The sequence below is a fragment of the Amycolatopsis sp. PSD-21 genome (assembly GCF_055561455.1).
Genome location: NZ_CM145712.1, coordinates 4658206 through 4684317 on the forward strand (window position 1 = coordinate 4658206; position 26112 = coordinate 4684317).

The following is a 26112-nucleotide window of genomic DNA, read 5'->3' on the forward strand; positions in this document are numbered from 1 at the left end:
GGCCCGAGACACGCGAGTTACGGCTCCAAGCACGCGAGTTACGCCTTCAAGCACGCGTGATCCGCCGTCAGGCACATCCGTCGGCATCTTGACAGCCCTCGGCGTCGTTCATACATTCATACAGGCGTTGTCAAAGTGTATGAATGACGCTGGGAGTTGGTCGTATGCGACTCGGTAAGACCGCCATCGTTCTCGGTGGCAGCGCCGCCGGACTCTGCACCGCGGGGGCGCTCGCCCCGTACTTCGACCGCGTGCTGGTGCTCGAACGCGACGAGCTTCCGGCCGAGGCCGAACACCGGCGCGGGGTACCGCAGAGCAAACACCCCCATTTCCTCCTGAACTCGGGCCGCCGCGCGATCGGGGAGCTGTTCCCCGGATTCGAGGACGACCTCATCGCCGCCGGCGGACTGCATCTCATGCCGTCGATGGACGCCGCCTACCTCGACGGAAAGGGCTGGTCGGCGCGGAAACGCAGCGCGATGACGATGATCTACAGCTCCCGGATCCTCATCGAGCGCGTGCTCCGGGACAAGGTCCGCGGCCTGTCCAACGTCATGATCCGCGAGGGCGTCGCGGTCAGCGGGCTGACGACCCGGGACGGGGCCGTCACGGGCGTCGGGATCTCCACGCGCGAGGGTGAGGAGTACCTCGACGCCGACTTCGTGGTGGACGCGATGGGCCGCGGTTCCTCGGTCGGCGCCTGGCTGGTGGCGGCGGGCTGGCCGGAACCGGAAGTGCGGACCCTGGACGCCAAGGTCACCTACACCTCACGCTGGTACGACCTGCCGTCGCCCGAGGAGCGGCCGCCGTCCTGGTGGTGGCGGCATCTGGTGATCATGCCGACCCCCGACAAGGGCCCGCATCCGGACGAGCACGACTTCCTGGTCAACTTCTTCCCGATCGAGGGCAACCGGGTCATCGCGTGCATGGGTTCGTGGGGCATCGAGATGCCTCGCACCACCGAAGCGTTCGTCGAGTCGGCCCGCCGGGTGCGGGCGCCGCTGTTCGCGGCCGCGATGGACCGGTCCACCCCGACCTCCGAGGTCCATCTCACCCGGTCGACCGGCAACAAATGGCGGCGTTACGACCGGCTCCGCACCCCGCCGAAGCGGTTGGCGTTCGTCGGCGACTCGATCTGCGCGTTCAATCCGTTCTACGCGCAGGGCATCAGTTCCGCCGCCGGTTCGGCGCTCCTGCTGCGCGAGCACCTCGCCCGTGCCGAACGTCTCGACACCGGATTCTCCGCACGATTCCTCGCGGCCCAGCGCAAGCTACTCAACGTGCCGTGGAGCCTGGCGATGGCGAGGGACCAGGGGTACGCCTGCGCGGTGGGCACCGAAAAGGCAGGGGAGTGGAAGCGACGCCTGCTCTCGGCGGTGTCCGGCCCCGCGTTCCGGCTCATCGTCGGCGCCGCCCGCGAAGACGACGTGGTCGACGAGCATTTCGCGAAGGTGTTCAACCTCGACGAGTCGCTGCGCGACATGATGACGAACCCGCGGGTGATCGCGGGGCTCGTGCGCTACCGGATCCGGGCGGCGCTGGGGCGGCACCGGATCCCGTTCGACTTCGACGCCCGCGCCGAGCCGCCGGTCAAGGACTATTCACCGGAAGGTGGCGCCGCCGAACCGGCGGTCGCCCGATGAGCGCCGTATGCGGGGCGGACGCCGAAGGGGTCACCCGCGCCCTCGGCTTCGACTGCCACGACGTGTCCGCGTGGCTCTCGCTCCGTCCACCGTGGACAGCGGGGCACTGGACGATGCCCCTGCTGGAGCTGCTCGTCCTCGGCGGAGCCGTGTTCGCGCTGGTGCACGCCGTCCGCCGCCACCGCCAGGGCGACTCGGCCAATCTGGCGCTGTGGTGCGCTTCGCTGGTCTATCTCTTCGTCATCGAACCGCCCCTGTACTTTCCGGAATGGTTCGGCCTCGAGCGGCAGTACGGGTTCATCTTCGCCCACAACCGGTTCACCGTGCAGTTCATGTGGGACCGGCTGCCGCTCTACATCGTGGCGTTCTACCCGATGATCAGCCAGCTCGCCTACGAACTCGTCCGGTCTCTCGGGATCTTCCGTGCGCGCGGTGCGCTGGCCGGGTCGGTGGCGGTCGCCTTCGCGTGTCAGGTCTTCTACGAAGTCTTCGACCACCTCGGTCCGCAGCTGAAGTGGTGGGCCTGGAACGGGAACAACCGGATCGTCAACCATCCGGCGCTGGATTCCGTGCCCATGACCAGCATGCTGCTCTTCGCCTCGGTGTCGATGGGTGCCATGACCTATCTGGTGGTGCGGCTCGCCAGTGGGCCGAGGCGCGGGTGGTCGCTCGTGGCGCGCATCGTGATGGCCGGTGTCCTCACCCCGCTGAGCATGGTGATCGCCGGGCTCCCGTCGAGCCTCTTCGTCGGCAACGTCACCGTGCAAGCGTGGATCCTCGCCGCCGAGCTGGCGCTGTTGTGGGTGGCGGGAATCTGGCTCTTCGTCAGGCATCGAGGCACCGAAGAGCCGCTGACGCCTTTCGCCCGGTTCTATCCCGCCGTCTACCTGGGTGCGATGGCCGTGTTCTGGCTGGGTGCCGTCATCGAAAACGGCATCACGCCGGGGAGTGGTCTCTACGTACTGGCCTGTTTCGTGGCCGCGGGCCTGATGCTCGCCGCGCTGTACCGCGTGCGCCGCGCGGCACCTGCCACCGTCTGAGATTCCCCGTCGGGGAAGATGAGGCGTATGGGGCACCACGGATGGCGGGGCAATCCGCCCGGGACCGAGCGCGAGGCACGCCGCAGGATCGTCGAGGCGGCGACCGCCTGCATCGACCGGGTCGGCCTCGCCAAGACCAGCCTCTCCGACGTCGCCGCGGAAGCGGGCGTCACCCGGCAGACCGTCTACCGCTACTTCCCGAGCCTCGCCGACATCCTCGGCGCGGTCGCGCTGGACCGGGTCGAGGAGTTCGCCCGGCGGATGGAACGGCATCTGGCCACGTTCGCCGACCCCGCCGAAGTTGCGGTGGAATCCGTGGTGTTCGGCGTCCGTGCGGTCCCCGACGAGCCGTACCTGGGGCTGCTCCTGAAAGCGGGCGAGGCCGACGTCTTCACCGTGGCGGTCACTTCGTCGCAGTCGTTCGCGCTCGGCGCGCGGATCCTCCGGAACGTGCCGGTCGACTGGACCGCGGTGGGTGTGACGACCGACGAGGACTTCGAGGGACTCGCCGAAATGCTGATGCGGCTGTTCCTGTCGTTCCTGCAGTACCCCTCGACGCCGCCGCACACCGACGAGCAGTTGCGGGCCCGCGTCCGCCGCTGGATCGGCCCGGCGCTGACCGCACGGCCGTGACAATCGAACTCCGTGAAGTATCAACGCGGATGGTAGTTATTCACCGACAATAGCCAGGGTTCTTGTCTGGTCTTCACGATGCTGCCACCCTCGCCGAAGACGATCATTGGCGAAAGGGGAGTGCATGGGCTGGTGGTGGCAGGCATTCTTCGACGCCGCACCGTGGTCGCTGCTCGCCGCCGCGGCCGGTGCGGTTGTCACCGAGTTCGTCGCGCGCCGTCGGGGAAACCGGCGTCGCCGGTACCTGATCGCACTCGATTTCGCTTTGCTGGCATCGCTTTTCGCGGTGATCCCGGTCGTCTTCGTACCGGCGCCGATGTCGGGCCACGGTTCGCCGGTGAGTCTCCACCTGCTGGGCGACGTCTTGCCCGTGTTCGACGACCGCCCGGACCTCGCCCTGTTCCAGTTGGCGGGCAACGTCCTGCTGCTGGCGCCGCTCGCGGTACTGGCGCCAATGCGCTTCGACTGGGCGAAGCCGGTGCCGAGGATCGTCCTGGCGGCGTTCGCCATGTCCGTGTCGATCGAGTGCCTTCAGGTCTGGCAGGGCGCCGGGCGGGTGGGTTCGCTGGACGACGTGCTGTGCAACACGGCGGGGGCCGCCCTCGCGGCTTGGTGCGGAAGCCAGTGGCGTAGCCGGACGACAGGTGGCGTTCGGGTGTGGCGCCGTTCGGGAATCGAAGTCCGGCGTTCCGGGGCGGTGAACGCGCGCCGTGGACAACGGCTGATCGGCCGCGTGACCCTGAGCGATCTGCCGCCGCTGGCGGAAGGGGCGACCCTCGAGATCACACTGTCCGAATCGGACGGTGGAGCCCTGTTCGTCTCCGCTCAGGCGGAGGTGGCGGCATGAACCGCGTGCGCTACCTCGGCCGGACGCCCGCGAGGACCGCGTCCAGGCTGGGAAGCCACCGCTGCCGGGGATCCGGTGCCGAGAGCCATTCCGCGTGGGCCTCGGCTCGTCCGGAGTCGGCGGGAAGCGGGAGCAGCGTGCCCCAGGCGAGTACTTCGACGTGCTGCGGCAGGGACTCGCGAGAGGGGATCAACCCGTCGGTCTCCGCGAGAATGGCCACCCGCGGACCCTGCTGCGTCAGTACCGCCATGGCAGGGCCGTCGCATCCGGTCTCGGCGAGCCTGTCGAGGACCTGGGCGCCGTTGATCTTGGGCAGCGTCACCGCGCAGATCCCGCCTTCGAGCACCAGGAACGGCTGCGGCCCGCGCCATTTGAGCGACCAGCCGAAGAGCCGGCCGTAGAAGGCGTCGCCCCGAGGGCGGATCGAACGTGACTCGACCGGGAGTACTTGGTGGTCCAGCGACATCGTCGGCGCCTTCCGAGCGGGGGTGAGGACTCCGCACAGCGTAACGGCACTCAGTGCCACTAGCAAGTGGCTGCTACCGTCCCGCTATGACCGATTCGCCGCGCCGAGCGCCGGTGACCAGAGCAGGCGCGACCCCCGACGGAAGGCGCCGTCTGCGTCGTGCGCTCGCCGCAGCGGCGGTGGACCTGTTCGTGGCCAAGGGTTACGAGGCCACCACGGTGGACGAGATCGCGGCCGCGGCGGGAGTGGGCCGACGGACGTTCTTCCGGTATTTCGACGCCAAGGACGACGTGCTCTTCGCCAACCACGACGAGATCGTGGCGGAGATGGAGGAGACGTTCGCCGCCGCGGATCCGGATCGTGATCCCGTCGAGGTGGCCTGTGCCGCCGTCGGCCTGGTCCTCGACTCCTATGCCGCGGAGCTCGACGTGTCGCTCAAGCGGTTCACGCTGACGCGAACGGTGCCTTCGTTGCGGGACAAGGAAGTCGCGACCGTCGACCGCTATCAGCGCGTACTCGCCCGCTACCTGCGGGCGCGTTTCACCGAACAGGGCGACGAGACGGCGAGCCTGCGGGCGGCCGTGGCGGCCGCGGCGATCGCGGCCGCCAACAACCACGTGCTCCGGCGCTGGCTGCGCAGCGGCGGGCAGGACGACATCGCCGCCAGCGCGGCGGAGGCCTTCGCGCTGGTGATCGACGCGTTCAAGGTCCAGGACGCCGCGCCCGAGACGACCATGGTCGCGGTGATGACCACGGCGACCCCTCTGCACGACGTGATCGCCAAGGTCAACGCCGCCTTGAACGATCAGTAGGGGAGACGTGCTGGCACTCAGTGCCACGAGGGTTGCTTGCCAGGTATCGCCTCGGGGGAGGGGAGTGCCGTGTTCTTTCGGGCCCTGGACGGCGGGGGATTGTGGCGATTCCGGACAGCCGGGAGGCCGGTCGAAGTCCGACCTTCCGGTGGCACGTTGAATCCTTAAATGTATAACGACCTATACGGCTCCGTCTAACGCAGAAGTCTGGTCATTTACCGGAAAAACCCGCACAGACGAGGCCAAGGAAGAACTCGCGGATGTCCGCGGCGAGCAGATCCGGAACCTCCATCGCGGCGAAGTGGCCGCCACGTTCGAACTCCGACCAGTGCCTGATGTCATACAGCCGCTCGGCCAATGGCCGCACCGACTGCGTGATGTCACACGGGAGCACCGCGACGCCGAGCGGTACACGGCAAGGAGTGTTCCCTCTGCCGGCATCGTGGTGGAGTCGCGCGGACGAAGCCGCGGTCGCGGTCAGCCAGTACAGCGAGATGTCCGTGAGCATCCGGTCGTCGCTGACGGGCGTACGCGGGTCCGTCCACTGTGCGAAGCGCTCGGCGATCCAGGCGAGCTGTCCGACGGGCGAGTCGGTCAAGGCGTAGCCGATGGTCTGCGGGGTCGCCGCTTGCAGTGCCTGATACGGCGGGCGATTCGCCATGAGCCGCTTCACCTTCTCCAGGCGGGCTTCGTCCTGTTTGGACAGTTCGATGCCGGCGTCCGGATCCGGCCGGGTCGGCAGGTAGTTCACGTGCACCCCGACGACGTGCTCCGGGGCCACCGCGCCGAGCGCCGTCGAAATCCCGGAGCCGAAGTCGCCGCCTTGGGCGCCGTAGCGCTCGTACCCGAGGCGGCGCATCAGTTCCGCCCACGCACGCGCGATCCGGTCGGCGCTCCAGCCGCGGTCGTGGGTCGGACCGGAGAAGGCATAGCCCGGGATCGAGGGGATCACCAGGTGGAAATCGCGCGAGAGTGGCTCGATCAGGTCGAGGAACTCCAGGAACGAACCGGGCCAGCCGTGGGTGAGGACCAGTGCGAGCGCGTCCGGGTTCGCCGACCGGACATGGACGAAGTGGATGTTCTGGCCGTCGATCTCGGTGGTGAAGTGGGGAAGCTTGTTCAGTTCGGCCTCGTGGGCTCGCCAGTCGTACCCGGTTCGCCAGTATTCGGCGAGTTCCTGGAGCCGCGCGAGCGGGAATCCGTAGTCGAGACCCGCGTCGGCGACCTCGTTGGGCCAGCGGGTGCGGGCCAGCCGGTCGGCGAGGTCGTCGAGGTCGGCCTGGGGGATGTCGATGTGGAAGGGCTGGATCGTCACGACGGCTCCTCGGTTCATTGGGCCACTAAACGTTTGGTGACCCAACGATACCGGAATCGTTCGGGTGCCCAACGATTCGTTAGACTCGTCACATGGAGAACCCCTCGGAGGAGCCGCGCGGCGGCTGGCGGAAGCTGCCCAGCTGGTTGCTCACGCAGACCGCGAACCACGCGCATCGCCTGGTGACCGACGGGTTCTCCGCCGTCGACGCCCGCGGCTACCACTACCGTGTGCTGGCGACGCTGGACGAGTTCGGGCCGGCCAGCCAGGCGATGCTGGGCCGTCGGAGCGGTATCCACGTGAGCGAGATGGTCGCGACGATCAACGAGCTCGCCGAGCGTGAGCTGGTCGAGCGTGCTCCGGATCCGGCCGATCGGCGGCGTAACGTCATCTCACTGACCGCCGCGGGGCGGCGACAGTTGCGGCGGCTGGAGAAACAGCTGGCCGAACGGCAGGACGAGCTGCTGGCTCCGCTGTCGGCCGACGAGCGGAAGCGGTTCACCGAGCTGCTGTCGAAGCTGCTGGACCACCACGACCGGCGAAGTGGCGAAGCCTAGAACCCCTGGGCAGACGCGAGAAACGCTTGGCGTGCGCCGGAAGTGCTGTGCTGCGGCCAGAGTGCCTGTAGTGGGACGTGCACGGCGGGCCGGAGTTCCCGGACGTGGACGGCGCCGCCTGCCGCCAGTCCTGGTGGCGCGGTCACGAACGCGACGCCTTCGGAGTCGAGGACGGCGGTGACCGGTGGCGTCCCCTGAATCGGGTTGCGGCGGACACGGGGTTCGAATCCCGCGTCACGGCAGAGGTTGACGAGCAGATCGGTGTATCCGGAGCGGCCAGGGTGTCCCCAGACGGTGATCTCCTCGCCGTCGAGGTCGGTCAACGCGAGGTATTCGCGCTCGGCGAGCCGGTGCACGGCGGCGACCGCGACGTTGAGCCGCTGCCGGATCAGGGTGGTCCCGACCAGGCCGTGGGCGAGGGTCAGCGCGCGGCCGAGGCCGAGATCCAGTTGTCCGCCGAGCAGTTGTGCGACGAGTTCGTCGGGGTAGCGCTGGTTGACGTCGATGATCAGGCCGGGGTCGGTCTGGTGTTTGCGGAGCAGGGCGGTGACCTCGTCGCCGGTGACGGCGGGGGTGTGGCCGACGCGGAGTCGTTCCGGTTCGCTGCGGCCGATGCGCCTGGCGCGCTGGACGGCGGAGTCGGCGATGCCGTGCAGGAGGTGGGCGTCGGCGATCAGTGCCTGTCCGGCGGGGAGCACGGTGACGCCGGTGGCGCTCCGCTCGAGCAGGGGGACGCCGACTTCCCGCTCGAGCGTGCGCACCGAGGTCGACAGCGCCTGCTGGCTCAGGTGCAGCCGGGTCGCCGCGCGGGTGAAGCTGCCTTCTTCGGCGACGGCGATGAGGTGGTTCAGCTTGTACAGGTCCAGGCCCACCCCGGGGTTCCCCTTCGTGTCCGGTCTACGGCGTCTTGGCCAGCGTAAGGGTCAGCGGGTGGTGTAGCCGCCGTTGGGGAACATCGTCTGGCCGGTGAACCAGCCGCCGTCGGTGGCCAGGAACCGGATGATCGGCACGATGTCCTCGATCTTCGTGAGTCGTCCGCCCATGGCCTGGGATTTGTGGAATTCGACCCGCTCGGGGGTTTCCTGCGGGTAGAAGAACGGGGTGTCCATCGGGCCGGGCGCGACGACGTTGACCGAGATGCCGCGGTCGGCGAATTCCTTGGCGGCGGCCCTGGTGAAGTGTTCCAGCGGGGCTTTGCCGCCGGCGTAGGTGGAGTAGCCGTCGGTGAAGGCGGCCAGCAGGGAGGTGCCGAGGCTGATGATCTTGCCGTTGTCGGAGAGGCGTCGTCCGGCTTCCTGGATGAAGAAGTAGGCGGCTTTGGCGTTGACCGCGAACATGCGGTCGTAGTCTTCTTCGGTGGTTTCGAGGATCGGTTTGCGCAGGACCATGCCGGTGGTGTTGATCGCGATATCGGCGCGGCCGAAGGTGTCGATGGCGGTGTCGAAGAGGCGGCGGACGTCCGCGACCTCGGTGAGGTCGCCTTGGACGGCGGTGGCTTCGGAGCCGGCGCCGCGGATGGCTTCGACGGTCTTGTCGGCGTCGGCCGCGGAGGCGTCGCCGTGGTAGTGGACGACGATTTTGGCGCCGGCTTCGCCGAGGGTGGTGGAGAGGAGTCCGCCGAGGTTCTTCGCTCCGCCGGCGATGATCGCGACGGTGTTCTTGAGGTTCTGTTCGCTCATGACTTCGAACGTAGGAGCCGGGGGCGGTGGCTGGGAAACACAAGATCGAGGTGGGGTCACAAGCCTGGTTTGTGGGCTTTCCCACCTGCGCGGGGCCGGGGAATCTCCGGGACCGAACGGCGAGCTGACCCGGCATTGTGGACACTCTGAGCGTGCTCCGAGAAGTCGACGACCTTGATCAGCCCGCCGCTCCCGAGAAGGGACCCCGGCAGGGGCGTCCGGCGCGTGTGTTCGAGGGGCTCCTCGACAGACTCGCCACGTCGCCCTATCCGCGGGCGATCCTGCTGTATCTGGTGATCCGGACGGCGAGTGTCCAGCTGCTCGATCTGCTGGCCGCCCGGCGTGGTGCCACGCTGACCGATCGGCTGACGGCGTGGGACGGGCAGTGGTATCTGCGGCTGGCGGTGCACGGGTACGCGGATCTGCCGGGGACGCTGGACGCGGCGCGGCAGCCGTATTCGGACGCGCCGATGGCGTTCTTCCCGTTGTATCCGAAGCTCGTCGGTGCGGTGATGTGGCTCGGGCCGGATGTGGTGACGGCGGCGTTGACGGTGTCGGTGCTGGGCGGTCTGGTGCTGGCGTGCGGGTTGATCCGGATCGGGCGGGCGGTTTCGCCGGAGCGGGGTGACCGGACCGGGTTGTTGCTGGTGGCGTTGTGGGCCGGGGCGCCGATGGCGATCGTGTTCTCGATGGCCTACACGGAGGCGGTGTTCTGCGCGTTCGCGGTGTGGTCGCTGGTGGGTGTGCTGGAGCGGCGCTGGATGCTGGCGGGGCTGTGCGCTTTCGCGGCGGGGTTGTCGAGGTCGACGGCGGTGGTGCTGGTCGCGGTGGTCGTGGTGGCGGCGTTGATCGCGGTCTTCCGGCGTACCGAGGAGCGCTGGTGGGCGTTGGCGGGTGCGGTGGTGGCTCCGCTGGGGGTCGCCGGGTATCTGGGGTTCGTCGCGTATCGGACGGGCAGCTGGACCGGCTGGCAGGACATCGAGTTGCGGGGTTGGAACACCGAGTTCGATTTCGGTGCGGAGACCGTGGATTCGGTGGTGGCGCGGTTGACCGGGGACGAGTCGGTGTTCAGCACGCTGACGGTGTTGTTGCTGCTGGGTGGGGTGGCGTTGGCGGTGGTGGCGGCGTTGATCCGGGTGCCGTGGCCGTTGACGTTGTACGGGGCCGGGGTGTTGTTGCTAGCGATCGGCACGCGGGGGCTGCCGGACGCGAAGATCCGGTTCATCCTGCCCGCTTTCCCGGTGCTGGTGCCGATCGCGATCGGGTTGTCGAAGCGGCGGACGGTGACGGCGGTGGCGGCCGCGGTGGCGTGGGTGGTGCTGGGCGCGTGGTTCTCGGCGCACGCGTTGACGGCGTGGCGGTACGCGATCTAGTGGCCCGGTGCGGGTTGGTCTATTCAGTCGCCGATGTCTGCTGGGTGGCTGCCCACGATGCCAGGAGCGTCAGGTTGTCGGCGGTCGGTGTGCCCGCGGGTGCGGTGTAGACGTTCAGGTGCAGGCTGGGTTCGGCGGCCAGTTCCAAGGGTTCGACGTCCAAGTCGAGCCTGCCCACGATCGGGTGGTTCACGCGTTTGCGGCCGGATCGGTGCAGTCGCACGTCCTGAGATGCCCATCGCCGCCGGAACGGCTCGCTGCACGTGGACAGTTCGCCGACCAGGGCGATCAGTTCCTCGTCGTGGGGGTTGCGGCCGGCTTCCATGCGTAGCTTGGTGGCGACAGCGTCGGCGACGTGGTCGTAGTCGACGAAGAATTCTCGGGCCGCTCCGGGGGCGAGGTAGACGAACCGCGCTGTGTTCGCGGGCCGTCGCGGGTCGTCCAGTACCGGTGAATACAGCGCGCGAGCGAGTTGATTCGTGGCGAGCACGTCATACCGGCCGTTTCCGATCCAGGCAGGCGCGTCGGAGATGGCGTCGAGCACCTGCTGCAGCGTGGAGCGCACCGTCGCGGTGGGCCGACGTCGGCGTGGGCCGCTGGGGGTGCCGGATCGGCGCGCGAGGTGGAACAGATGCTGGCGTTCCGCCTCGTCGAGTTGCAAGGCGGTGGCCAGCGCCTCGAGCACGCCGTCGGAAGCGCCGGCGAGGCCGCCGCGCTCCATGCGCACGTAGTAGTCGACCGAGACCCCGGCCAGTAGCGCTACTTCTTCGCGGCGAAGGCCTTTGACCCGCCGGTTGCCGCCATACGCGGTCAGGCCTGCCTGCTCGGGTGTGATGCGGGCGCGCCGGGAGCTGAGGAACTCGCGGATGTCGGCGCGTGGATCCATCGTGACCATCCCCTCACCGTAGGCCGACGCTCAGGTCCCCGATGCGGTCGTCGCGATGCCGCCGTCCACCGGGATGACGGTGCCCGTGAGGTAGGACCCCGCCCGGCTGGCGAGGAAGACGGCGACACCGGCCATGTCGTCGTCGCGGCCGAGCCGGCGCAGAGGGGCCTTCGCCGCGATCGTGTCGCCGAGGGTATCGAGCGTGGCCGCCATCATCTGTGAGGGGAACGGTCCTGGGGCCACCGCGTTCACCGTGACGTGGTGTGGGCCCAGTTCTCGGGCGAGCACCCTGGTGAGTTGATGGAGAGCGGCCTTGCTGCCGGCGTACGAGTAGTTGGGCGATTCGGCGACGTGGATGGCGGCGATACTGCCGATGTTGATGACCCGGGCGGGATCGTCGGCGGTGCCCGCCGCGCGCAGTGCCGGGAGCAGCGCCTGCACCAGCCAGAACGGCGCTTTGAGGTTGAGGTCGAGCACCGAGTCCCAGGCCTCGTCCGGGAACGTCTCCAGCGGCTCTCGCCACATCGCTCCCGCGTTGTTGACCAGGATGTCCAGGTGGTCCGAGTCGGCACTGACCAGATCAGCGAGACGCCGGCATTCGTCGTGCCTGGACAAGTCGGCGGGGATCGCTCGGACGTCGCCGAATTCGGACAGCGGACGCTGCGCCTCCGCGCACGTGTCGGCGTTGCGTGAGCTGATGACGACACGGGCGCCCGCCTGGAGGAGGCCGCGCGCGATCATCGTCCCGATGCCCTTGGTGCCGCCGGTGACAAGGGCGAGCTTTCCGCTCAGATCGAACAGTTCCGGGTGAGGGGTGAATCGGTTGTCCGCCATGGGTCTCCTGTCGTCGGCAAGGGCGATTCGACGAGGTTGACAGGCGTTTCGGGCGGCTGGGAGACCCTGGTGATCCAGGTACTGCGAGGGCTCCTTTGTCTGGTGCGCCGGACCTAGCTCGCTTGCCGGTTCCGGTGGTCGGCGACGTGGACCCGGGTGGCGCAGCGGGTGGAGCAGAAACGGCGGCGGCCGTTGCGGGAGACGTCGACGTAGACCGTTTCGCAGCCTTCGCGTGAGCAGACGCCGAAGCGGTCCGGGGCATCGCAGACGAGGTGTGCGAGCCCTCCCGCGGTGTAGGCCTGGACGCGGGATGCGGTGCCGGCGTGTGCGTCGACGTAGTGCAGGTGGGGTGCCTTGCCGTCGTGGGTGGAGATGTAGGGCTTCGACGCGGAATCGTGGAGCAGCGCGTTGACCAGGTCGACGCGGGTGGCCGGGCCGGCTTCGAAGACGTCCCGGAGTCGCTTGGCCCAGGCGATGATCTCGGCCGATTCGTGGTCCTTCACGGCGGCGACGGTCATGCGGTCGCGGAAGATCGCGGTCAACGTGGCCGGGTCGGCGGCGTCGCCGAGGTTGACCAGGTCGGCGGCGATCTGCGCCGCCGCTCCGCCGTAAGGGTTGAAGTGCATTGACTCATTACAGCACGATCGGGGTATGGAAGCGAACAAGTGCCCGCGGTGTGGGTGGCCGCTGGCCGAACTGCCTGGAAGCGCGACGACGTCCCAGCGGGTCTCCCAGGGGAGGCTGGAGTACGTCCGGTGTCTGTGCGGGAGCTGGCTCGCGCGCGTCGACGGTGTGGTGATCGGGGCGACGAAGTCTCAGCTTTGACGGTGGCGCGCGTCGGCGAGCAGTTGCGCGAGCGCGTGCACGGGAGAGGTCTCCAGCTTGTGGCGATGCGCGTCGTAGCGGTCCCGGGTGGTGCGGATGTCGGCGTGTCCCAACAGGTCCTGGACCTTCTGCACCGGAACGTCGTTGGCCAGCAGCAGGGTCCCGGTCGTGCGCCGCGCGGTGTGCGGGGAGATGGTGTTCGCTTCGGCGAGCCCGGCGGCCCGGGCCTGCGCCCGCAGGAGGAACCAGACATCCCGCTGTGCCAGGGGTTTTCCGCCGGATTTGGTGCTGTCATAGCGGTGCGGCATGGTCGCGAGCAGCGGGCCGGTCAGCTCGTCGGGGCGGACGCCGGTGCGTGCGGCACGCAGTTCGAGGTAGCGGCGCAGCGGGTGCTGGGCGGCGGGGACGAGCGGGACGAAGTCGCGGTGACCGCCTTTGGCCGTGTAGCGCAGGATCGTGTGCCCGGAGTCGGTGTCGAGGTCCTGCACGGTGGCGGTGGTGAGACCGGAGACGCGCAGGCCGGTGTAGAACAGGATCGCGACGACGGCGGCGTCGCGCCAGGACGGTTCGGTGTCGTTCGCGCGGGCCCGCTTCTCCATGTGGTTCAACAGTTTCGCCGTCGACTCGCCGCCGAGCGCCGGCAGCGGCGGGGTCTTGCCGGTTTTGGGCCGGTTGACCGCGGACACCGGGTTGCGGTCGGCGATGTCGTTGGACTGCAGGTACCGGTACCAGCTGGAGATGCCGGCGAGGGTGCGCGCGACGGTGGAGTCGGCGGCGGGCCGGGGCAGGCCGTCCTTCCCGGTGACGGTGAGGGTGTTCTTCCAGGCGTCGACGTCGGCACGGCGCGCCATGAGCGGGTCGAGCCCGGTGCGGGCACACCAGCCGAGCCAGGCCGACAGGTCGGCGTAGTAGGCGCGGCGGGTGTGGTCGGTCTTGTCGGTCTCGAGCCAGAGCGTGGTGATGTGCCGGATCGCGTATCGGTCGAGCGGGTCGGCCGGGGGAAGCGCGGGCAGCAACGCGACGGCTTCGGCGAGGATCCGCCGCCGGTTCTCGGGCCTGGTCTCCGGAAGCCGGGACGGTGGTTCCGGCGCGGTGGGCACGAGTTCGGCGGACATCGTGATCATCCTAGCGGCCTTCACGGACTGGGAACGCAGATGCGCGGCGTGGGTAAAGGCGTAACTCGCGTGATCAGGCACGTAACTCGCGTGTCTGGAAGCGACACTCGCGAGTTACGCCGCTGATCACGCGAGTTACGCCTTCGTGCACGCGAGTGCGGCGCCACCGCACGCCTCGTGAGTGGCGATTCGGGTTAGAACCCGGATCGCCACTCACGAGAACCCGAGGCGCTCGGTACCGCCGGGTGCTGGGGCTTGGCCGGGGGTTGCGAAAGCCACTTTCGCAACCTTCAACGTTGCGAAAGTGGCTTTCGCAACGTCGGCCGTGGCCAGGCCTGGTGATCATGTCGCGAAAGCCACTTTCGAGACCTCTGATGTCCCGAAAGTGGCTTTCGCGACACCGGCTCCAGCCCCACAGACCCCCACAGACCGGGCCAGGAAGTCAACGACGGCTAGAACCCGAACCGCCACTCACGAGGTGTAGTAGCCCTCCACCGGGACCCGGGCCTCGTCGTACAGCGCCGGTCCCTCCAGCCGGACGGGCGGTGCGGCGGCGGGCGGCTTCAGGGCGGTGACCTGTTCGCCGGAGAGGGCGAACACGACGCGGCCGAGGCCGGAGCGTTCGATGGCGCCCTGGCACATCCCGCACGGCTGGCAGCTGGTGTACATGGTGGTCGCAGCGGCGACGGCGGGTTCGAGTTCGCGGGCGGCCCACACGGCGAGTTTCAGCTCCGGATGCAGGCTGATGTCCGATTGCGACACCGTGGTGTTGTGGTCTTCGGCCAGCACCGTGCCGTCGGAACCGACGAGCAGCGAACCGAAGGGCGGGTCTCCGTCCTTACGGGACTTCGCGGCCAGTTCGATGGCGCGGCGGAGGAACTTCTCGTCTTCTTCGGTCATCGTCGGTCCTGTTCGGTTCGGTAGTGGCCAAGTTCCCAGTGTGCGGCCACGGTCGCCAATGCCTGCCAGGCGGCTTCCGGGCGGAGGGTCTCGTCGGGATCACCGGAGAACGGGTCGAGCACGACCGTCTCGGCGCCGAGGTGCCGAAGGCGCTCGAGGTCCTCGACGATCTGCTCGATCGTGCCTTCTCCGGCCGCGCGATCGGGCCCGGTGACCGGGCGTTCGGTGACGTCGAGCAGGATCCGCGGCGCGAACGCGGGGACCGGCCGGTCGTGGGCGTCGGCGATGGTCTTGACCCTGGTGAGCGCTTCGGCTAGCCAGGGGAGGGTGGCGCGCAGCGGGTGCCAGGCGTCCCCGATCCGGACGGCGCGGCGGATCCCGGCGTCGCTGTTGCCGCCGACCCAGATCGGGATGTCGCCGGCGCGGTAGTCGGCGTCGTCGGCCCACGCCTTCCGGACGGCGTCGAGGTGGCTGTCGGTCAGCCGCCCCCGTTGCTCGAACGGGACGTCGAGCGCTTCGAACTCCTGGCGGGCCCAGCCGGACGCGACACCGAGCACGAGCCGCCCACCGCTGAGCTGGTTCAGGTTCGCCGCCATGCGGGCGATGAGCAGCGGATGCCGATACGGCACGATGAGCACGGTGGTGCCCAGCCGGATCCGGTCCGTCACGCCGGCGAGCCACGACAGCGTCGTGAACGGTTCGTAGAACGGGGCCGGGTACTGCTCGGCGACGTCGGGGGTGACGACGACGTGGTCGGACACCATGAGCAGGTCGTAGCCGAGGCCTTCGACCGTCGTGGCCCAGCCGCGGAGGATCCCGGGGTCGGTCCCCGGTCCGAAATTCGGGACGTTGACACCTATTCGCACAGGTCAAGGCTATCGGCGGGGCCCGAATGCCGGGAAGGGATCTTTCCCGGCGTCTGGCCGTTTCCGCCGTGGATCTGCCGGTATTCTCGCCAGATGGCCGAGACTCTCGATGCGACGGACTGGGCGATCCTGGTCGAGCTCCAGAAGGACGGGCGCCTGCCCCTCACCGAGCTGGGGAAGCGGGTCAGCTTGAGCGCGTCGGCGACCACGGAACGGGTCAAGCGACTGGAGTCGGCCGGGGTGATCACCGGCTATCGCGCCGAGGTCGATCTGGAGAAGGCCGGATACGTGGTGCTCGCGGTGGTGCGGCTGAAGTACCCGGGCAGCAAACACGCGCCGTTGCACAAGCTCCTGGCCGAGCGCACCGAGATCCTCGAATGCCTCCGCACGACCGGTGACGACTGCTACTCGCTGAAGATCGCGGCCCCGTCGATGGGACGGCTGGAGGAGATCGTCAACGAGCTCGCGCTCTTCGGGAGCACGAACACCAACATCGTCTACAACCAGACGCTGCCGTACCGGGGTCCGCAGGGCCCGTGACCACACCGGCCACGGGCCCTGCGGGATCACGCGGTCTCCCAGAGCCCCATGACGTTGCCTTCGGGGTCCTTGAAGTACGCGGCGAATCCCATATCACCGACCGTGGTCCGGCCGACGAGGGTCGCGCCGCCCTGCTTGGCGATGACGGCGAGCGTGTCGTCGATGCTGTCGACGTCGAGCACGATCACCGGACCCGACGCGGGGCTGAGTTCCTTGGCGAGCATCCCGCCGTTGATGAATCCCGGCTCGGCGGGCATGCCGGTCTCGGTGGTCGGCCCGGAAGCGACCATCGTGTAGTCCAACTCCGGCATCGTGTCGGCCTTCCAGCCGAAGACCTCCCGATAGAAGCCGCGTGCGCGGTCGCCGTCCTCGAACGGAATCTCGAAGTGCACCACCCGTCCGGCCATGATCATCAACTCCTGCCGTGGCAGCGGATCCGGAACGTCCTCAGCCAATAACCGCCGTCCCCGGCGCGCTAGAGGACTTCGCCCTCTCCGAACCACCGGCGCACGGCACCGACGAGCTCTTGCTGGTCTTCGCCCACCCACGCCACGTGACCATCCGGCCGCAGCAGCACGGCCGGCACATCCGGTTCCTCGCTGTCGTCGACGACGTGGTCGACCCGATCCGACCAGCCTCGGACCGACAGCGCGCCGGTTCGGTCGAGCAGAAGACCGCGGCCGCCGCGGGTCAGCCCGTAGAGATGTCCTTGCCCGAGTTCCAGGTCCGGCATCCGGCGGCCGAGGAGTTCGTGTCCTTCGCCGAAGTCGTAGCGGATCGCGGGCGCGGTGATCTTCTCGGTCAGATACCGGCTCACGTTCTCGAACTCCATCAGTTCCGCCAGCAGCCGCCTGACCGCCTGGGAGCCCGGATCGAGCGACATCAGCTGCATCTGCGCGCGGGTGTTGTCCAGCACCGCGGCGGCCACCGGATGCCGTTCGGTGTGGTAGGTGTCCAGCAGGTCCTCCGGTGCCCAGCCGTTCACCGCGGCCGCCAGTTTCCAGCCGAGGTTGAAGGCGTCCTGGACCCCGAGGTTGAGCCCCTGCCCGCCGACCGGCGGATGGATGTGCGCCGCGTCGCCCGCCAGGAACGCGCGTCCGGCCCGGTAGTGCTCGGCCAGGCGGGTGGCGTCGCCGAAGCGGGAGAGCCAGCGCGGTGAGTGCACGCCGAAATCACTGCCCGCGACGGCTTTGAGCTGTCGTTTGACCTCGTCGAAGGTCGGCGGCACCCGCGGGTCCTCGGCCAGGCCCTCGGCGGGAACGCCGACCCGGTACACCCCGTCGCCGATGGGGGAGAGACCGAACCGCAGCTGGGTCTTGCGGACCTCGGTCATCACCGCGAGTACCGTTTCCCAGTCCTCGGTCACTTTCATCTCGCCCAGCAGGGTCTCGGCGGTGGCGGGCTCCCCGGGGAAGCCGATCCCCAGGAGCTTGCGCACCGTGCTGCGGCCGCCGTCGCAGCCGACGAGATACCGCGAGCGCAACCTCGTGCCGTCGGCCAGTTCGACGTCCACGCCGTCGTCGTCCTGGGTCAGGCCGACCAGTTCGTGGCCACGCCGGATCTCGACGCCCACCTCGGCGGCGTGCTCGGCCAGCAGCCGGTCGGTGACGGTCTGCGGGATACCGAGGATGTAGGCGTGCGCGCTGTCGATCGTCGGCGGTGATTTGACGATGCCCGCGAACGAGCCGCCGAGCGGGTACTTCGTCCCGTTCTCGAGGAAACGCTCCAGCAGGCCACGCTGGTCCATCACCTCGATGCTGCGTGCGTGCAGGCCCATGGAGCGGACGACCTTGGTCGGCTCCCGATCCTTCTCCAAGACGACCACACGGACCCCGTGCAGCCGCAGTTCGGCGCCGAGCATCATGCCGGTCGGTCCGCCGCCGGCGATGATCACGTCGATCAAGAGTTCCCCCGTTTGTCGAGCTAGAACCGGTAAGGCGGAGGATTCTGCGGCATCACCGGGGTCTTGCCGCAAGCCCCCGGGTGCGCTATACGTTGGAAGTGGGAGGGAGAGTCGATCTTCCTGCCATTGTCGTTTCCGCCATCCCGAACGTGTTCGTAACGAACATGTTCGGTACGATAGTCGTATGGCACCCGAGAAGAGCCGCCGGGAACGACCGGCCAAACCCGCGTTGACCCGCGACGGCATCGTCGCCACCGCGGTCGCGATCCTGCGCGAGGAAGGCCTCCGGAAGGTCACCATGCGCCGTCTGGCGCAGGAACTCGACACCGGCGCGGCCTCGCTCTACGTCTACGTCCGCAACACCGCCGAGCTGCACGCGGCGATCCTGGACGACCTCCTCGGCACGATCACCCCGCCGCCGTCCGACGGCGACTGGCGCGACCGGCTCGAACGGCTGCTCGCGGCCTACACCGCGACCCTGCTCGAATACCCCGGCCTGGCCCTGTCCGCGCTGGTGGCCCGCCCGAGCGGCGAGAACTACCTCGCGCTGTGCGAAAACCTGCTCGCCCTCCTCGCCGAGGGTGACGTGGCGCCCGAACGGCGCGCGTGGGGGATCGACATCCTCCTGCAGCACGCCACGGCGACCGCGGCCGAGCATGCCGACGAGAAGTCACCGGAGGAATGGGACGCACTGGCCCGCGCCGTCCGGGACGCGGACGAGACGACCCACCCCCAGATCGCCGCCCACGCGGCCGACCTGCTCACCGGAGCTCCCGCGCAGCGGATGTCCTGGGGGCTGCGGGTGCTGATCACCGGAATCACCCACACCGGCCTCCCCGCCGAAAGGAACCCCGCATGACCACACACCACCCCATCGCGATCATCGGCGCCGGACTCGGCGGACTCACCCTGGCCCGGGTCCTGCACGTGAACGGCGTCGAGGCCGCGGTCTTCGACCTGGACGCCTCGCCGTCCGCTCGCACGCAGGGCGGAATGCTCGACATCCACGTGGAATCCGGTCAGGCGGCGCTGCGGGCGGCCGGACTCCACGACGAATTCCGGGCGATCGTGCATCCCGGCGGTGAGGCCGTCCGCATCCTCGACCGGAACGCGGTCGTGCATTACGAGGAGTCCGACGAAGGCGACGGCGGACGCCCGGAAGTGGCCCGAGGCGATCTGCGTGACCTGCTGCTCGGCTCCCTGCCCGAAGGCACCGTGCGCTGGGGCGCCAAGGTCACCGGCGCCCACGCGCTCGGCGGCGGCAGGCACGAAGTCGTCCTGGCCGACGGGACGGCGTTCACCACGGACCTGCTGATCGGCGCAGACGGCGCGTGGTCCAAGGTCCGGCCACTGGTGTCCGCCGCCGAACCGGCCTACGAGGGCGTCTCCTTCGTCGAAGTGCACCTGAACGACGCCGAGCACCGCCACCCGGCGAGCGCGGCACTCGTCGGCGGCGGCATGTTCTTCGCACTCGGTGTGGGCAAAGGGTTCCTGGCGCATCACGACACCACCGGCAGCCTCCACGTCTACCTCGCGCTGAAGACCGCCGAAAACTGGATCTCCACCCTCGACTTCACCGACACCGCCGCCGCCAAAACGGCCGTCCTGGACCACTTCGACGGCTGGGACGCGGGACTACGGAAGCTGATCACCGACGCCGACGGTGAGCTCACGCCGCGGCCGATCCACGCGCTGCCGATCGGTCACCGCTGGGACCGGGTCCCCGGCGTCACCCTGCTCGGGGACGCCGCCCACCTGATGTCACCGTTCGCCGGAGAGGGCGCCAACCTCGCGATGCTCGACGGCGCCGAACTCGGTCTCGCGCTCGCCGCGAATCCCGGCGACGTCGAAGCAGCACTCAGCACGTATGAGGCGGACCTGTTCCCACGCAGTGAGGCCTCGGCGGCCGAATCCGCCGAAAGTCTCGCCCTCTGTTTCGCCGAAGACTCCCCGAAGCCCTTGCTGGACCAGTTCGCGTCCTACCGCTGACCCGCCGGCTGCGAGCGCCTGGCATAGGCGCGGGCGGCACGAGCCCGGTCGCCGCAACGCACCGAACACCACTGGCGCCGCCCGTTGCGCAGGAAGAACCGCGTGCACGGCGGCGACCCGCAGGCGGCGATCCGCTCCGCGTCCGGCCCGGTCAGCAGATCCGCGGCGTTGGCGGCGAGCGTCGCCAACGCGTGCTCGACGATCTGGGTGATCGGATGTGACGCAGTGCGGTACAGCCCGCGGGCCGGGTCCCAGCGCAGAAGCTCCGCGGTGGGCGCCTTGCTCAGCGCTTCGTTGACGGCGTTGAGGGCGCTTTGCGGAGCCGGATCCGAGCACGACCTCGACGCGAGCAGTACCCGCACCTGCTCACGCAACGACCGGACCAGGCCCGCGCACATCTCCTGCAGACCGGCGTCGACCGGAGCCAGCCCCTGGTCGGCGAGCCACTTCGTCGCGGCAGCCGGTGTGCCGAGCAAATCGGTGAACTGGCCGCCGGGCAGCGCGATCGTGGTGTTCGCGAGCGCCAGCGCGACGTACTGCTCGGCACCCGGAGCAGGGGGAAGGGCAGCGGTGTCGTCCACGTGCCCATGGTAGATCCTCACGGAAGTGGTTGCACTCTTCCGTGAGGACTGGCTAATGTTCTCACGGAAGGTGAATTCATTATCCGTGAGGAGAAGCGATGCATCAGCTCGGCGAACAGCTCTCGGTCCAGGTCTCCGGCGGCCCGACCGCGGTGATCGACTACGGCGGCCTGCGATTCCTGACCGACCCGACCTTCGACGAACCCGGCCACTACGGGCGGCCCGACGGGAGACCCGGCCTCACCAAGACCGCGCCCGCCTCGATCAGTCCCGCGGACCTCGGGCGCGTCGACGCCGTCCTGCTCTCCCACGACGAGCATTCCGACAACCTCGACCACTCCGGCCGGAAGCTGCTGGCGGACGTGCCCCTGACGCTCACCACGCCCAGCGGAGCCGGCAGGCTCGGCGGCACCGCGAAAGGACTGGCGACCTGGGAAACGATCGAGCTCGACCGGCCCGGCGGGGGAACGGTGACCGTGACCGGCGCGCCCGCGCTCCACGGCCCGGAAGGCTCCGAGAAGGTCACCGGCGACGTCGTCGGCTTCGTACTCACCGGCCAGGGCCTGCCGACGGTCTACGTCAGCGGCGACAACGCCTCGCTCGACGCCGTCCGTCAGGTCGCCGACCGGTTCGGCCCGGTCGACACCGCCGTGCTCTTCGCCGGCGCTCCGCGGCTGAAGCCGGTCTTCGACGGCGCCCTGCTGGTCCTCGACAGCGCGCTGGCCGCGGAAGCGACGCGGATCCTCGGCGCCCGCACGGTCGTCCCCGTGCACATCGACAGCTGGGACCACTTCACCGAAGGCCGCGACGACCTCGTTGCCGCGTTCACCGCGGCCGGACTGGCCGATCGGCTGCGACTGAGCTGAGCTTGATCGTCTACGTTCGGATCACATCGACGAGACGAGGAGAATCGCCATTCCTGCCACCACGCTGAGCATTCCCATCCTGGACGGCGCGTCCGACGCCTTCGCAGCCTTCCCCGACGGCGGCGGAACGCGTCCGGGTGTCCTCATGTACCCGGACGCGTTCGGGCAACGCCCCGCCCTGTGGGACATGGCCCGCGAACTGGCCGGACACGGCTACTACGTACTCGTCCCGAACGTCTTCCACCGGCACCGCCCGGCACCCGTGTTCGATCTGCCCGAGCACATCACCACCGAGAACCGTCCAGCGCTCTTCGAGCAGATCATGCCGCTCATCGAAGAGCACACCACCGAACGCGCCCTGAGCGACGCCGCCGCGTACCTCGACTTCCTCACCTCCCGGCCCGAGGTCAGCGGCGGTCCAGTCGCCACGATCGGCTACTGCCTGGGCGCCGTCCTCGCGATGCGCACCGCGACCGCCCACCCCGATCGAGTCGCCGCCGTCGCCGGTTTCCACCCTGGGGCCCTGGTCACCGGCGAACCAGACAGCCCGCACCGGCAGATCCCCGGCCTCACCGCGAAAGTCCACCTCGGCCTCGCCGAGAACGACATGACACCCGAAGCGATCACCGAGATCAGCCAGGCGTTCGACGCGGCCGGCGTCGGCTACAGCTGCGAGATCTACCCCGGCACCGTCCACGGCTTCACCATGTCCGATACCGACGCCTTCGACGAAGCCGGATCTCGGCGCCACTGGGAACGACTGCTCGCCCTTCTCGACAGCACGCTGGGATGACCTGGCCCGAGAAGGACACCCGTCGAGTCTCGCTGCGGAACGGCCAGTCGTTCCTCTGGCACCTCGACGCCGACTGGGAAACCACGACGCGCGCGATCCGCGTCAAGGAAGACGGCACCGACGGGCAGATCCTCGTGCTCGACCCGTATCACCACGACTTCCTGCCGACGCGGACGCAAATCCGCCGCGCCATTCACGACGCCTTCCGCGCCGGCTGGCAGCCGGCTACGCGACGTCCGCCGCTCGAGATGACCTTCGACGGCGAGCGCTTCGTCCCCTGAGTTCCCTCAACGACCCTCTGCGGCCAGTACCGCCGCGAGGCCTTCCCGCAGGTCGTTGACGAAATATCCGGGAACCTCCAGCGACGGGAAATGGCCGCCGGATTCGGGGGAATTCCACCGGACGATCCGCCGGTACCGCTCCTGCGCCCAAGGGCGCGGGCATTTCTCGATGTCGCGCGGATACATGGTGATCGCCGACGGGACGTCGACCCGGAGCCCGGGATCCAGCGAATCGTGGCTTTCGTAGTAGATGCGGGCCGCCGACGCGCCGGTCCGCGTCAGCCAGTAGAGGGTCACGTCGTCGAGGACGCGGTCCCGGGAGATCGTCTCGAACGGACTGTCCTCGGTGTCCGACCACTCGGCGAACTTGTCGAGGATCCAGGCGAGCAGGCCGACCGGTGAATCGACGAGGGAGTAACCGATGGTCTGCGGCCGCGTCGCCTGCTGCTTCGCATACGCCGCGCGACGGCCCCAGAAATCACGGGTCTCCTCGGCCCATTCACGCTCGACCGCGGTCAGCCCGTCCAGGGACAACCCCGGCGGGCCCTGCGCGAACGTCGTGTGGATACCGAGTACGCGCGCCGGGAACCTGCCGCCGAGAACCGTGGTGATATTGCCTCCCCAGTCGCCGCCGTGTGCCAAGAACCTTTCGTAGCCGAGCCTTCCCATCAGCTCCACCCACGCGGCCGCGATCTTCTCGGTGCCCCACCCAGTGGTGGCGGGCCTGTCGCTGTACCCGAATCCCGGCAACGACGGCGCCACGACGTGGAACGCCGGAGCGTCCGCGTCCTTCGGATCCGCGAGCTCTTCGATCACGTCGACGAACTCGGCGACACTGCCCGGCCAGCCGTGCGTCACGATCAGGGGAGTGGCGTCCGCGCGCGCGGACCGGCGGTGCAGGAAGTGGATCCCCAGACCGTCGATGGTGGTGCGGAACTGGCCGATCCGGTCGAGGCGCTCTTCGAACGACCGCCAGTCGTATCCCGTGCGCCAGTAGTCCACGACCTCGACGAGATCGGCGAGCGGAACGCCCTGTCCCCAGCTAGGGACCGTCTCGGCCTCCGGTAGCCGCGCCGCGGCCAATCGCGCACGCAACTCCTCGAGTTCGGCCTCCGTCGCGCGGGTTTCGAATGCTCGCACCTCGTTGGTCATGAGACCTCCTGCCATCGCAGAACCGGCTAAGACGGTTCCAACGGTACCGACTAAGGTGGTTCCATGCCTCCTGGGTTTCCCGACTTCCGCCTCGGTAGCGTGCTGGCGACCAGCTTCACGGCGACGCTGACGGAACGTCAGGGCGACGCCGTGGAGCGCATCCCCACGCCGCGAAGACTCGTCGACTGGCTGGCCGTGACCGGCCTCGACGTGGAGGCCTGCACCACCGCCGAGCTGGACCTCGCCCGGGAACTGAGGGAAGCGATCCACGCCGCCGCGACAGCGACCGCGCTCCACGAAACACTCCCGGAGCCCGCCGTCCGGATCATCAACGAGCACAGCGCCCAAGGACGGCCGGTGGCCGTCCTGACGCCCACGGGGGAGCGGCGATGGCGGGTTTCCCGTGTGGAAGACGCCCTCAGCGTGATCGCCGCCGACGCGATCGGCCTCATCGCGGGTGAACGAGACGGACGATTCGCTTTGTGCGCGTCACCGACCTGCCGGGCCGCCTTCTTCGACGCCAGCCAAAGCCGCACCCGCCGATGGTGCGACATGAACACGTGTGGAAACCGCCAGAAGAAGGCTCGATTCAACGCCAGTCACCGCAAGAATTCCGGATCGGACTCGTGATGGAAAACGATTACGACGCCTTCGCCGAGGCATACGCGGCCGAGACCGAGAACAGCCTGCTCAACGCCTACTACACGCGGCCCGCGATCCTGGACCTCGCGGGAGACGTGGCCGGCAGGCGGATCCTCGACGCCGGCTGCGGCGCCGGCCCCCTGTTCGAGGCGCTGCGCGAGCGGGGCGCGATCATGACCGGGTTCGACTCCAGCGCCAAGATGCTGGAGCTGGCCCGGCGGCGACTCGGGGACGACGCGGCCCTCCAGGTCGCCGACATCGGCGCCCCGCTGCCCTTTCCCGACGGCGCGTTCGACGACGTCATCGCGTCACTCGTCCTGCACTACCTCGAAGACTGGACCGCGCCGCTGGCCGAGATCCGGCGCGTCCTGAAACCCGGCGGCAGGCTGATCATGGCCGTCAACCACCCGCTGATCTTCAAACTGGTCCATCCCGGCGCCGACTATTTCCAGACCGCCAAGTGGTCCGACGAGTACGTCTTCGACGGCCGGAAAGCCGTGCTGACCTACTGGCATCGGCCGCTGCACGCGATGACCGACGCGTTCACCGCGGCGGGCTTCCGGACCGCGGTCGTCAGTGAGCCCCCTCCGGCGCCGGGCGCGCACGAGCGCTTCCCCGAGGACCTCGCGGGCAAGACCGCCTTCTTGAGCTTTCTGTTCTTCGTCCTGGAAGCCGTCTAGGGCTCGATGTTCTCCAGGTCCTTCAGCAGGCCTGGATGCCGAGGAGTCCAGCCCAACGCTTGGCGGGTCTGGGCGCTGGACGACGGCTGATCGGCCGCGAAGATGACGCCGAGGGGGCCGTAGGTCTCCACCGGAACCGACTCGACAGGCAGCCCCAGACGCCCGCCGATGACCGCGGCGATGTCGCGCACCTGGTCGCCCTCGTCGGCCACGGCGTGCCAGGCGGTGCCGGCTTCGGCCTTCTCCAGCGCGAGCCTGAACAGGACCGCGGCGTCGAGGGCGTGCACGGCAGGCCAGCGCTGGGTGCCGTCGCCCGGGTAACCGGACACCCCGCTCTGCCGCGCGATCCCGGTCAGCACACCGGCGAACCCGCCCGTGCCGTCATGGTGGACGGTCCGCGGCAGGCGGACGGCCGAGCTCCGCACTCCGCGTGAAGCCAGCTCCAGGACACCGGTGACCGCGCGGCCGCGGCCGCCCACCGGGCCGTCGGCCGGAATCGGGTCGCTCTCGGTGGAGGCGCGGCCAGGCGTGGCGGGCGTGCCCGAACATGTCACGAAGGGTCGGCCGGTGCCGACGAGCGCCTCACCGATGGCGGCCAGGGCGGCGCTTTCCTCGGCGACGGCGTTCGCGAGGGCTTCGGGGCTGCTGAAGTCGTTGGCGAAGGCCAGGTGGATCACTCCATCGGCCTGGGCAGCGGCGGTCCGTAGGACGTCCAGATCGGCCAGGCCACCCCGGATCGGCTCGGCGCCGGCTGCCGAAGCGGCCTGCGCCGAGGCCTCGGAGCGGGCGAGGGCGAGGACGGTGTGGCCGTTGCCGAGAAGCTCGGTGACCACTGCGGACCCGATCAGGCCGGTGCCGCCGGTGACGAAGACGTGCATGATTCTCCCGTAAAGT

At 69.0% G+C, this 26112-nt stretch carries 30 protein-coding genes; 15 read left to right on the plus strand and 15 right to left on the minus strand.

Features of this window, described 5'->3' with window-relative positions:
- Positions 1 to 164: 164 nt before the first annotated feature.
- The 4 genes from ACZ1DY_RS21975 to ACZ1DY_RS21990 all read left to right on the plus strand — a co-directional run bounded on the left by ACZ1DY_RS21975 (position 165) and on the right by ACZ1DY_RS21990 (position 4163).
- Entirely contained in the window at positions 165 to 1643 is a 1479-nt protein-coding gene (locus ACZ1DY_RS21975) for an FAD-dependent oxidoreductase (protein WP_465485567.1), read from the plus strand.
- On the plus strand, positions 1640 to 2683 hold the full coding sequence (locus tag ACZ1DY_RS21980) for a hypothetical protein (RefSeq protein ID WP_465485568.1): 1044 nt from the start codon (positions 1640 to 1642) through the stop codon (positions 2681 to 2683). The genes ACZ1DY_RS21975 and ACZ1DY_RS21980 overlap by 4 nt, the downstream gene beginning before the upstream one ends.
- A 27-nt stretch (positions 2684 to 2710) precedes the next feature.
- Positions 2711 to 3316: a TetR/AcrR family transcriptional regulator gene (locus ACZ1DY_RS21985; RefSeq protein WP_126732941.1), complete on the plus strand. Its 606-nt coding sequence runs from the start codon at positions 2711 to 2713 to the stop codon at positions 3314 to 3316.
- A 124-nt stretch (positions 3317 to 3440) separates the two neighbouring features.
- Positions 3441 to 4163 carry a VanZ family protein gene (locus ACZ1DY_RS21990; protein WP_465485569.1) on the plus strand — a complete coding sequence of 241 codons (723 nt, stop codon included), beginning with the start codon at positions 3441 to 3443 and terminating at the stop codon, positions 4161 to 4163.
- A 10-nt stretch (positions 4164 to 4173) separates the two neighbouring features.
- On the opposite strand, the gene ACZ1DY_RS21995 is transcribed toward ACZ1DY_RS21990, so the two are convergent.
- Positions 4174 to 4629: a glycogen operon protein GlgX gene (locus ACZ1DY_RS21995; RefSeq protein ID WP_465485570.1), complete on the minus strand. Its 456-nt coding sequence runs from the start codon at positions 4627 to 4629 to the stop codon at positions 4174 to 4176.
- Positions 4630 to 4715: 86 nt separating this feature from the next.
- On the opposite strand from ACZ1DY_RS21995, the gene ACZ1DY_RS22000 reads away from it, so the two are divergent.
- A complete protein-coding gene (locus ACZ1DY_RS22000) occupies positions 4716 to 5441 on the plus strand; it encodes a TetR family transcriptional regulator (protein WP_257486948.1) in 726 nt (241 codons plus the stop codon).
- 211 nt (positions 5442 to 5652) lie between these two features.
- Here ACZ1DY_RS22000 and ACZ1DY_RS22005 read toward each other — a convergent pair whose 3' ends face one another.
- The gene (locus ACZ1DY_RS22005) at positions 5653 to 6756 is read right to left on the minus strand and encodes an epoxide hydrolase family protein (protein WP_465485571.1); all 1104 of its coding nucleotides are present in this window, start codon (positions 6754 to 6756) and stop codon (positions 5653 to 5655) included.
- Positions 6757 to 6848: 92 nt separating this feature from the next.
- Between ACZ1DY_RS22005 and ACZ1DY_RS22010 the strand changes: the two genes are divergently transcribed.
- Positions 6849 to 7313 carry a MarR family winged helix-turn-helix transcriptional regulator gene (locus tag ACZ1DY_RS22010; RefSeq protein WP_465485572.1) on the plus strand — a complete coding sequence of 155 codons (465 nt, stop codon included), beginning with the start codon at positions 6849 to 6851 and terminating at the stop codon, positions 7311 to 7313.
- Here the strand turns inward: ACZ1DY_RS22010 and ACZ1DY_RS22015 are convergent.
- Positions 7310 to 8185, minus strand: coding sequence for a LysR family transcriptional regulator (locus ACZ1DY_RS22015; RefSeq protein WP_465485573.1), 876 nt, complete (start codon positions 8183 to 8185; stop codon positions 7310 to 7312). The genes ACZ1DY_RS22010 and ACZ1DY_RS22015 overlap by 4 nt on opposite strands.
- 51 nt (positions 8186 to 8236) lie before the next feature.
- On the minus strand, positions 8237 to 8992 hold the full coding sequence (locus tag ACZ1DY_RS22020) for an SDR family oxidoreductase (RefSeq protein ID WP_465485574.1): 756 nt from the start codon (positions 8990 to 8992) through the stop codon (positions 8237 to 8239).
- 152 nt (positions 8993 to 9144) lie between these two features.
- Here ACZ1DY_RS22020 and ACZ1DY_RS22025 point away from each other — a divergent pair, with 152 nt between their 5' ends.
- The gene (locus tag ACZ1DY_RS22025) at positions 9145 to 10365 is read left to right on the plus strand and encodes a hypothetical protein (protein ID WP_465485575.1); all 1221 of its coding nucleotides are present in this window, start codon (positions 9145 to 9147) and stop codon (positions 10363 to 10365) included.
- A gap of 19 nt (positions 10366 to 10384) precedes the next feature.
- Here ACZ1DY_RS22025 and ACZ1DY_RS22030 read toward each other — a convergent pair whose 3' ends face one another.
- The 6 genes from ACZ1DY_RS22030 to ACZ1DY_RS22055 all read right to left on the minus strand — a co-directional run bounded on the left by ACZ1DY_RS22030 (position 10385) and on the right by ACZ1DY_RS22055 (position 15791).
- A complete protein-coding gene (locus tag ACZ1DY_RS22030) occupies positions 10385 to 11260 on the minus strand; it encodes a helix-turn-helix transcriptional regulator (RefSeq protein ID WP_465485576.1) in 876 nt (291 codons plus the stop codon).
- Positions 11261 to 11281: 21 nt separating this feature from the next.
- Positions 11282 to 12085, minus strand: a complete 804-nt coding sequence (locus tag ACZ1DY_RS22035; protein WP_257486941.1) for an SDR family oxidoreductase — start codon at positions 12083 to 12085, stop codon at positions 11282 to 11284.
- Positions 12086 to 12198: 113 nt separating this feature from the next.
- Entirely contained in the window at positions 12199 to 12711 is a 513-nt protein-coding gene (locus ACZ1DY_RS22040; protein ID WP_126732951.1) for a CGNR zinc finger domain-containing protein, read from the minus strand.
- 189 nt (positions 12712 to 12900) lie between these two features.
- Complete coding sequence (locus ACZ1DY_RS22045; protein ID WP_465485577.1) at positions 12901 to 14025, minus strand: tyrosine-type recombinase/integrase; 1125 nt, start codon at positions 14023 to 14025, stop codon at positions 12901 to 12903.
- 471 nt (positions 14026 to 14496) lie between these two features.
- Positions 14497 to 14925: a nucleoside deaminase gene (locus ACZ1DY_RS22050; RefSeq protein ID WP_126732953.1), complete on the minus strand. Its 429-nt coding sequence runs from the start codon at positions 14923 to 14925 to the stop codon at positions 14497 to 14499.
- Positions 14922 to 15791 (minus strand): LLM class flavin-dependent oxidoreductase, encoded by an 870-nt coding sequence (locus ACZ1DY_RS22055; RefSeq protein ID WP_465485578.1) that lies wholly within the window; start codon positions 15789 to 15791, stop codon positions 14922 to 14924. The genes ACZ1DY_RS22050 and ACZ1DY_RS22055 overlap by 4 nt, the downstream gene beginning before the upstream one ends.
- A 93-nt stretch (positions 15792 to 15884) precedes the next feature.
- On the opposite strand from ACZ1DY_RS22055, the gene ACZ1DY_RS22060 reads away from it, so the two are divergent.
- Positions 15885 to 16331, plus strand: a complete 447-nt coding sequence (locus ACZ1DY_RS22060) for an Lrp/AsnC family transcriptional regulator (RefSeq protein WP_007034427.1) — start codon at positions 15885 to 15887, stop codon at positions 16329 to 16331.
- A 26-nt stretch (positions 16332 to 16357) separates the two neighbouring features.
- On the opposite strand, the gene ACZ1DY_RS22065 is transcribed toward ACZ1DY_RS22060, so the two are convergent.
- Together ACZ1DY_RS22065 and rox are read right to left on the minus strand one after the other, a co-directional pair.
- Entirely contained in the window at positions 16358 to 16738 is a 381-nt protein-coding gene (locus ACZ1DY_RS22065) for a VOC family protein (RefSeq protein WP_465485579.1), read from the minus strand.
- Between the two features lie 68 nt (positions 16739 to 16806).
- Positions 16807 to 18234: a rifampin monooxygenase gene (rox, locus tag ACZ1DY_RS22070; RefSeq protein ID WP_465485580.1), complete on the minus strand. Its 1428-nt coding sequence runs from the start codon at positions 18232 to 18234 to the stop codon at positions 16807 to 16809.
- A gap of 184 nt (positions 18235 to 18418) precedes the next feature.
- On the opposite strand from rox, the gene ACZ1DY_RS22075 reads away from it, so the two are divergent.
- Positions 18419 to 19093 (plus strand): TetR/AcrR family transcriptional regulator, encoded by a 675-nt coding sequence (locus tag ACZ1DY_RS22075; RefSeq protein ID WP_465485581.1) that lies wholly within the window; start codon positions 18419 to 18421, stop codon positions 19091 to 19093.
- Complete coding sequence (locus tag ACZ1DY_RS22080) at positions 19090 to 20223, plus strand: FAD-dependent oxidoreductase (RefSeq protein ID WP_465485582.1); 1134 nt, start codon at positions 19090 to 19092, stop codon at positions 20221 to 20223. Before ACZ1DY_RS22075 ends, ACZ1DY_RS22080 begins: the two co-directional genes overlap by 4 nt.
- Here ACZ1DY_RS22080 and ACZ1DY_RS22085 read toward each other — a convergent pair.
- Positions 20214 to 20804, minus strand: coding sequence for a CGNR zinc finger domain-containing protein (locus ACZ1DY_RS22085; protein ID WP_257486933.1), 591 nt, complete (start codon positions 20802 to 20804; stop codon positions 20214 to 20216). The two genes, ACZ1DY_RS22080 and ACZ1DY_RS22085, sit on opposite strands and share 10 nt — an antisense overlap.
- 98 nt (positions 20805 to 20902) lie before the next feature.
- On the opposite strand from ACZ1DY_RS22085, the gene ACZ1DY_RS22090 reads away from it, so the two are divergent.
- Genes ACZ1DY_RS22090 through ACZ1DY_RS22100 form a run of 3 tightly spaced genes read left to right on the plus strand, consistent with a single transcriptional unit; the run spans position 20903 to position 22744 of the window.
- The gene (locus ACZ1DY_RS22090) at positions 20903 to 21670 is read left to right on the plus strand and encodes an MBL fold metallo-hydrolase (protein ID WP_465485583.1); all 768 of its coding nucleotides are present in this window, start codon (positions 20903 to 20905) and stop codon (positions 21668 to 21670) included.
- Between the two features lie 49 nt (positions 21671 to 21719).
- Positions 21720 to 22463: a dienelactone hydrolase family protein gene (locus ACZ1DY_RS22095; protein WP_465485699.1), complete on the plus strand. Its 744-nt coding sequence runs from the start codon at positions 21720 to 21722 to the stop codon at positions 22461 to 22463.
- On the plus strand, positions 22460 to 22744 hold the full coding sequence (locus ACZ1DY_RS22100; RefSeq protein WP_465485584.1) for a hypothetical protein: 285 nt from the start codon (positions 22460 to 22462) through the stop codon (positions 22742 to 22744). The genes ACZ1DY_RS22095 and ACZ1DY_RS22100 overlap by 4 nt, the downstream gene beginning before the upstream one ends.
- A 6-nt stretch (positions 22745 to 22750) precedes the next feature.
- Here the strand turns inward: ACZ1DY_RS22100 and ACZ1DY_RS22105 are convergent, their stop codons facing one another.
- Positions 22751 to 23896, minus strand: coding sequence for an epoxide hydrolase family protein (locus ACZ1DY_RS22105; RefSeq protein WP_465485585.1), 1146 nt, complete (start codon positions 23894 to 23896; stop codon positions 22751 to 22753).
- Positions 23897 to 23959: 63 nt separating this feature from the next.
- On the opposite strand from ACZ1DY_RS22105, the gene ACZ1DY_RS22110 reads away from it, so the two are divergent.
- Together ACZ1DY_RS22110 and ACZ1DY_RS22115 are read left to right on the plus strand one after the other, a co-directional pair.
- Positions 23960 to 24526, plus strand: a complete 567-nt coding sequence (locus tag ACZ1DY_RS22110) for a CGNR zinc finger domain-containing protein (protein WP_465485586.1) — start codon at positions 23960 to 23962, stop codon at positions 24524 to 24526.
- Positions 24526 to 25218: a class I SAM-dependent methyltransferase gene (locus tag ACZ1DY_RS22115; protein ID WP_465485587.1), complete on the plus strand. Its 693-nt coding sequence runs from the start codon at positions 24526 to 24528 to the stop codon at positions 25216 to 25218. The genes ACZ1DY_RS22110 and ACZ1DY_RS22115 overlap by 1 nt, the downstream gene beginning before the upstream one ends.
- On the opposite strand, the gene ACZ1DY_RS22120 is transcribed toward ACZ1DY_RS22115, so the two are convergent.
- Positions 25215 to 26096 (minus strand): SDR family oxidoreductase, encoded by an 882-nt coding sequence (locus ACZ1DY_RS22120; RefSeq protein WP_465485588.1) that lies wholly within the window; start codon positions 26094 to 26096, stop codon positions 25215 to 25217. The two genes, ACZ1DY_RS22115 and ACZ1DY_RS22120, sit on opposite strands and share 4 nt — an antisense overlap.
- Positions 26097 to 26112 lie beyond the last annotated feature (16 nt).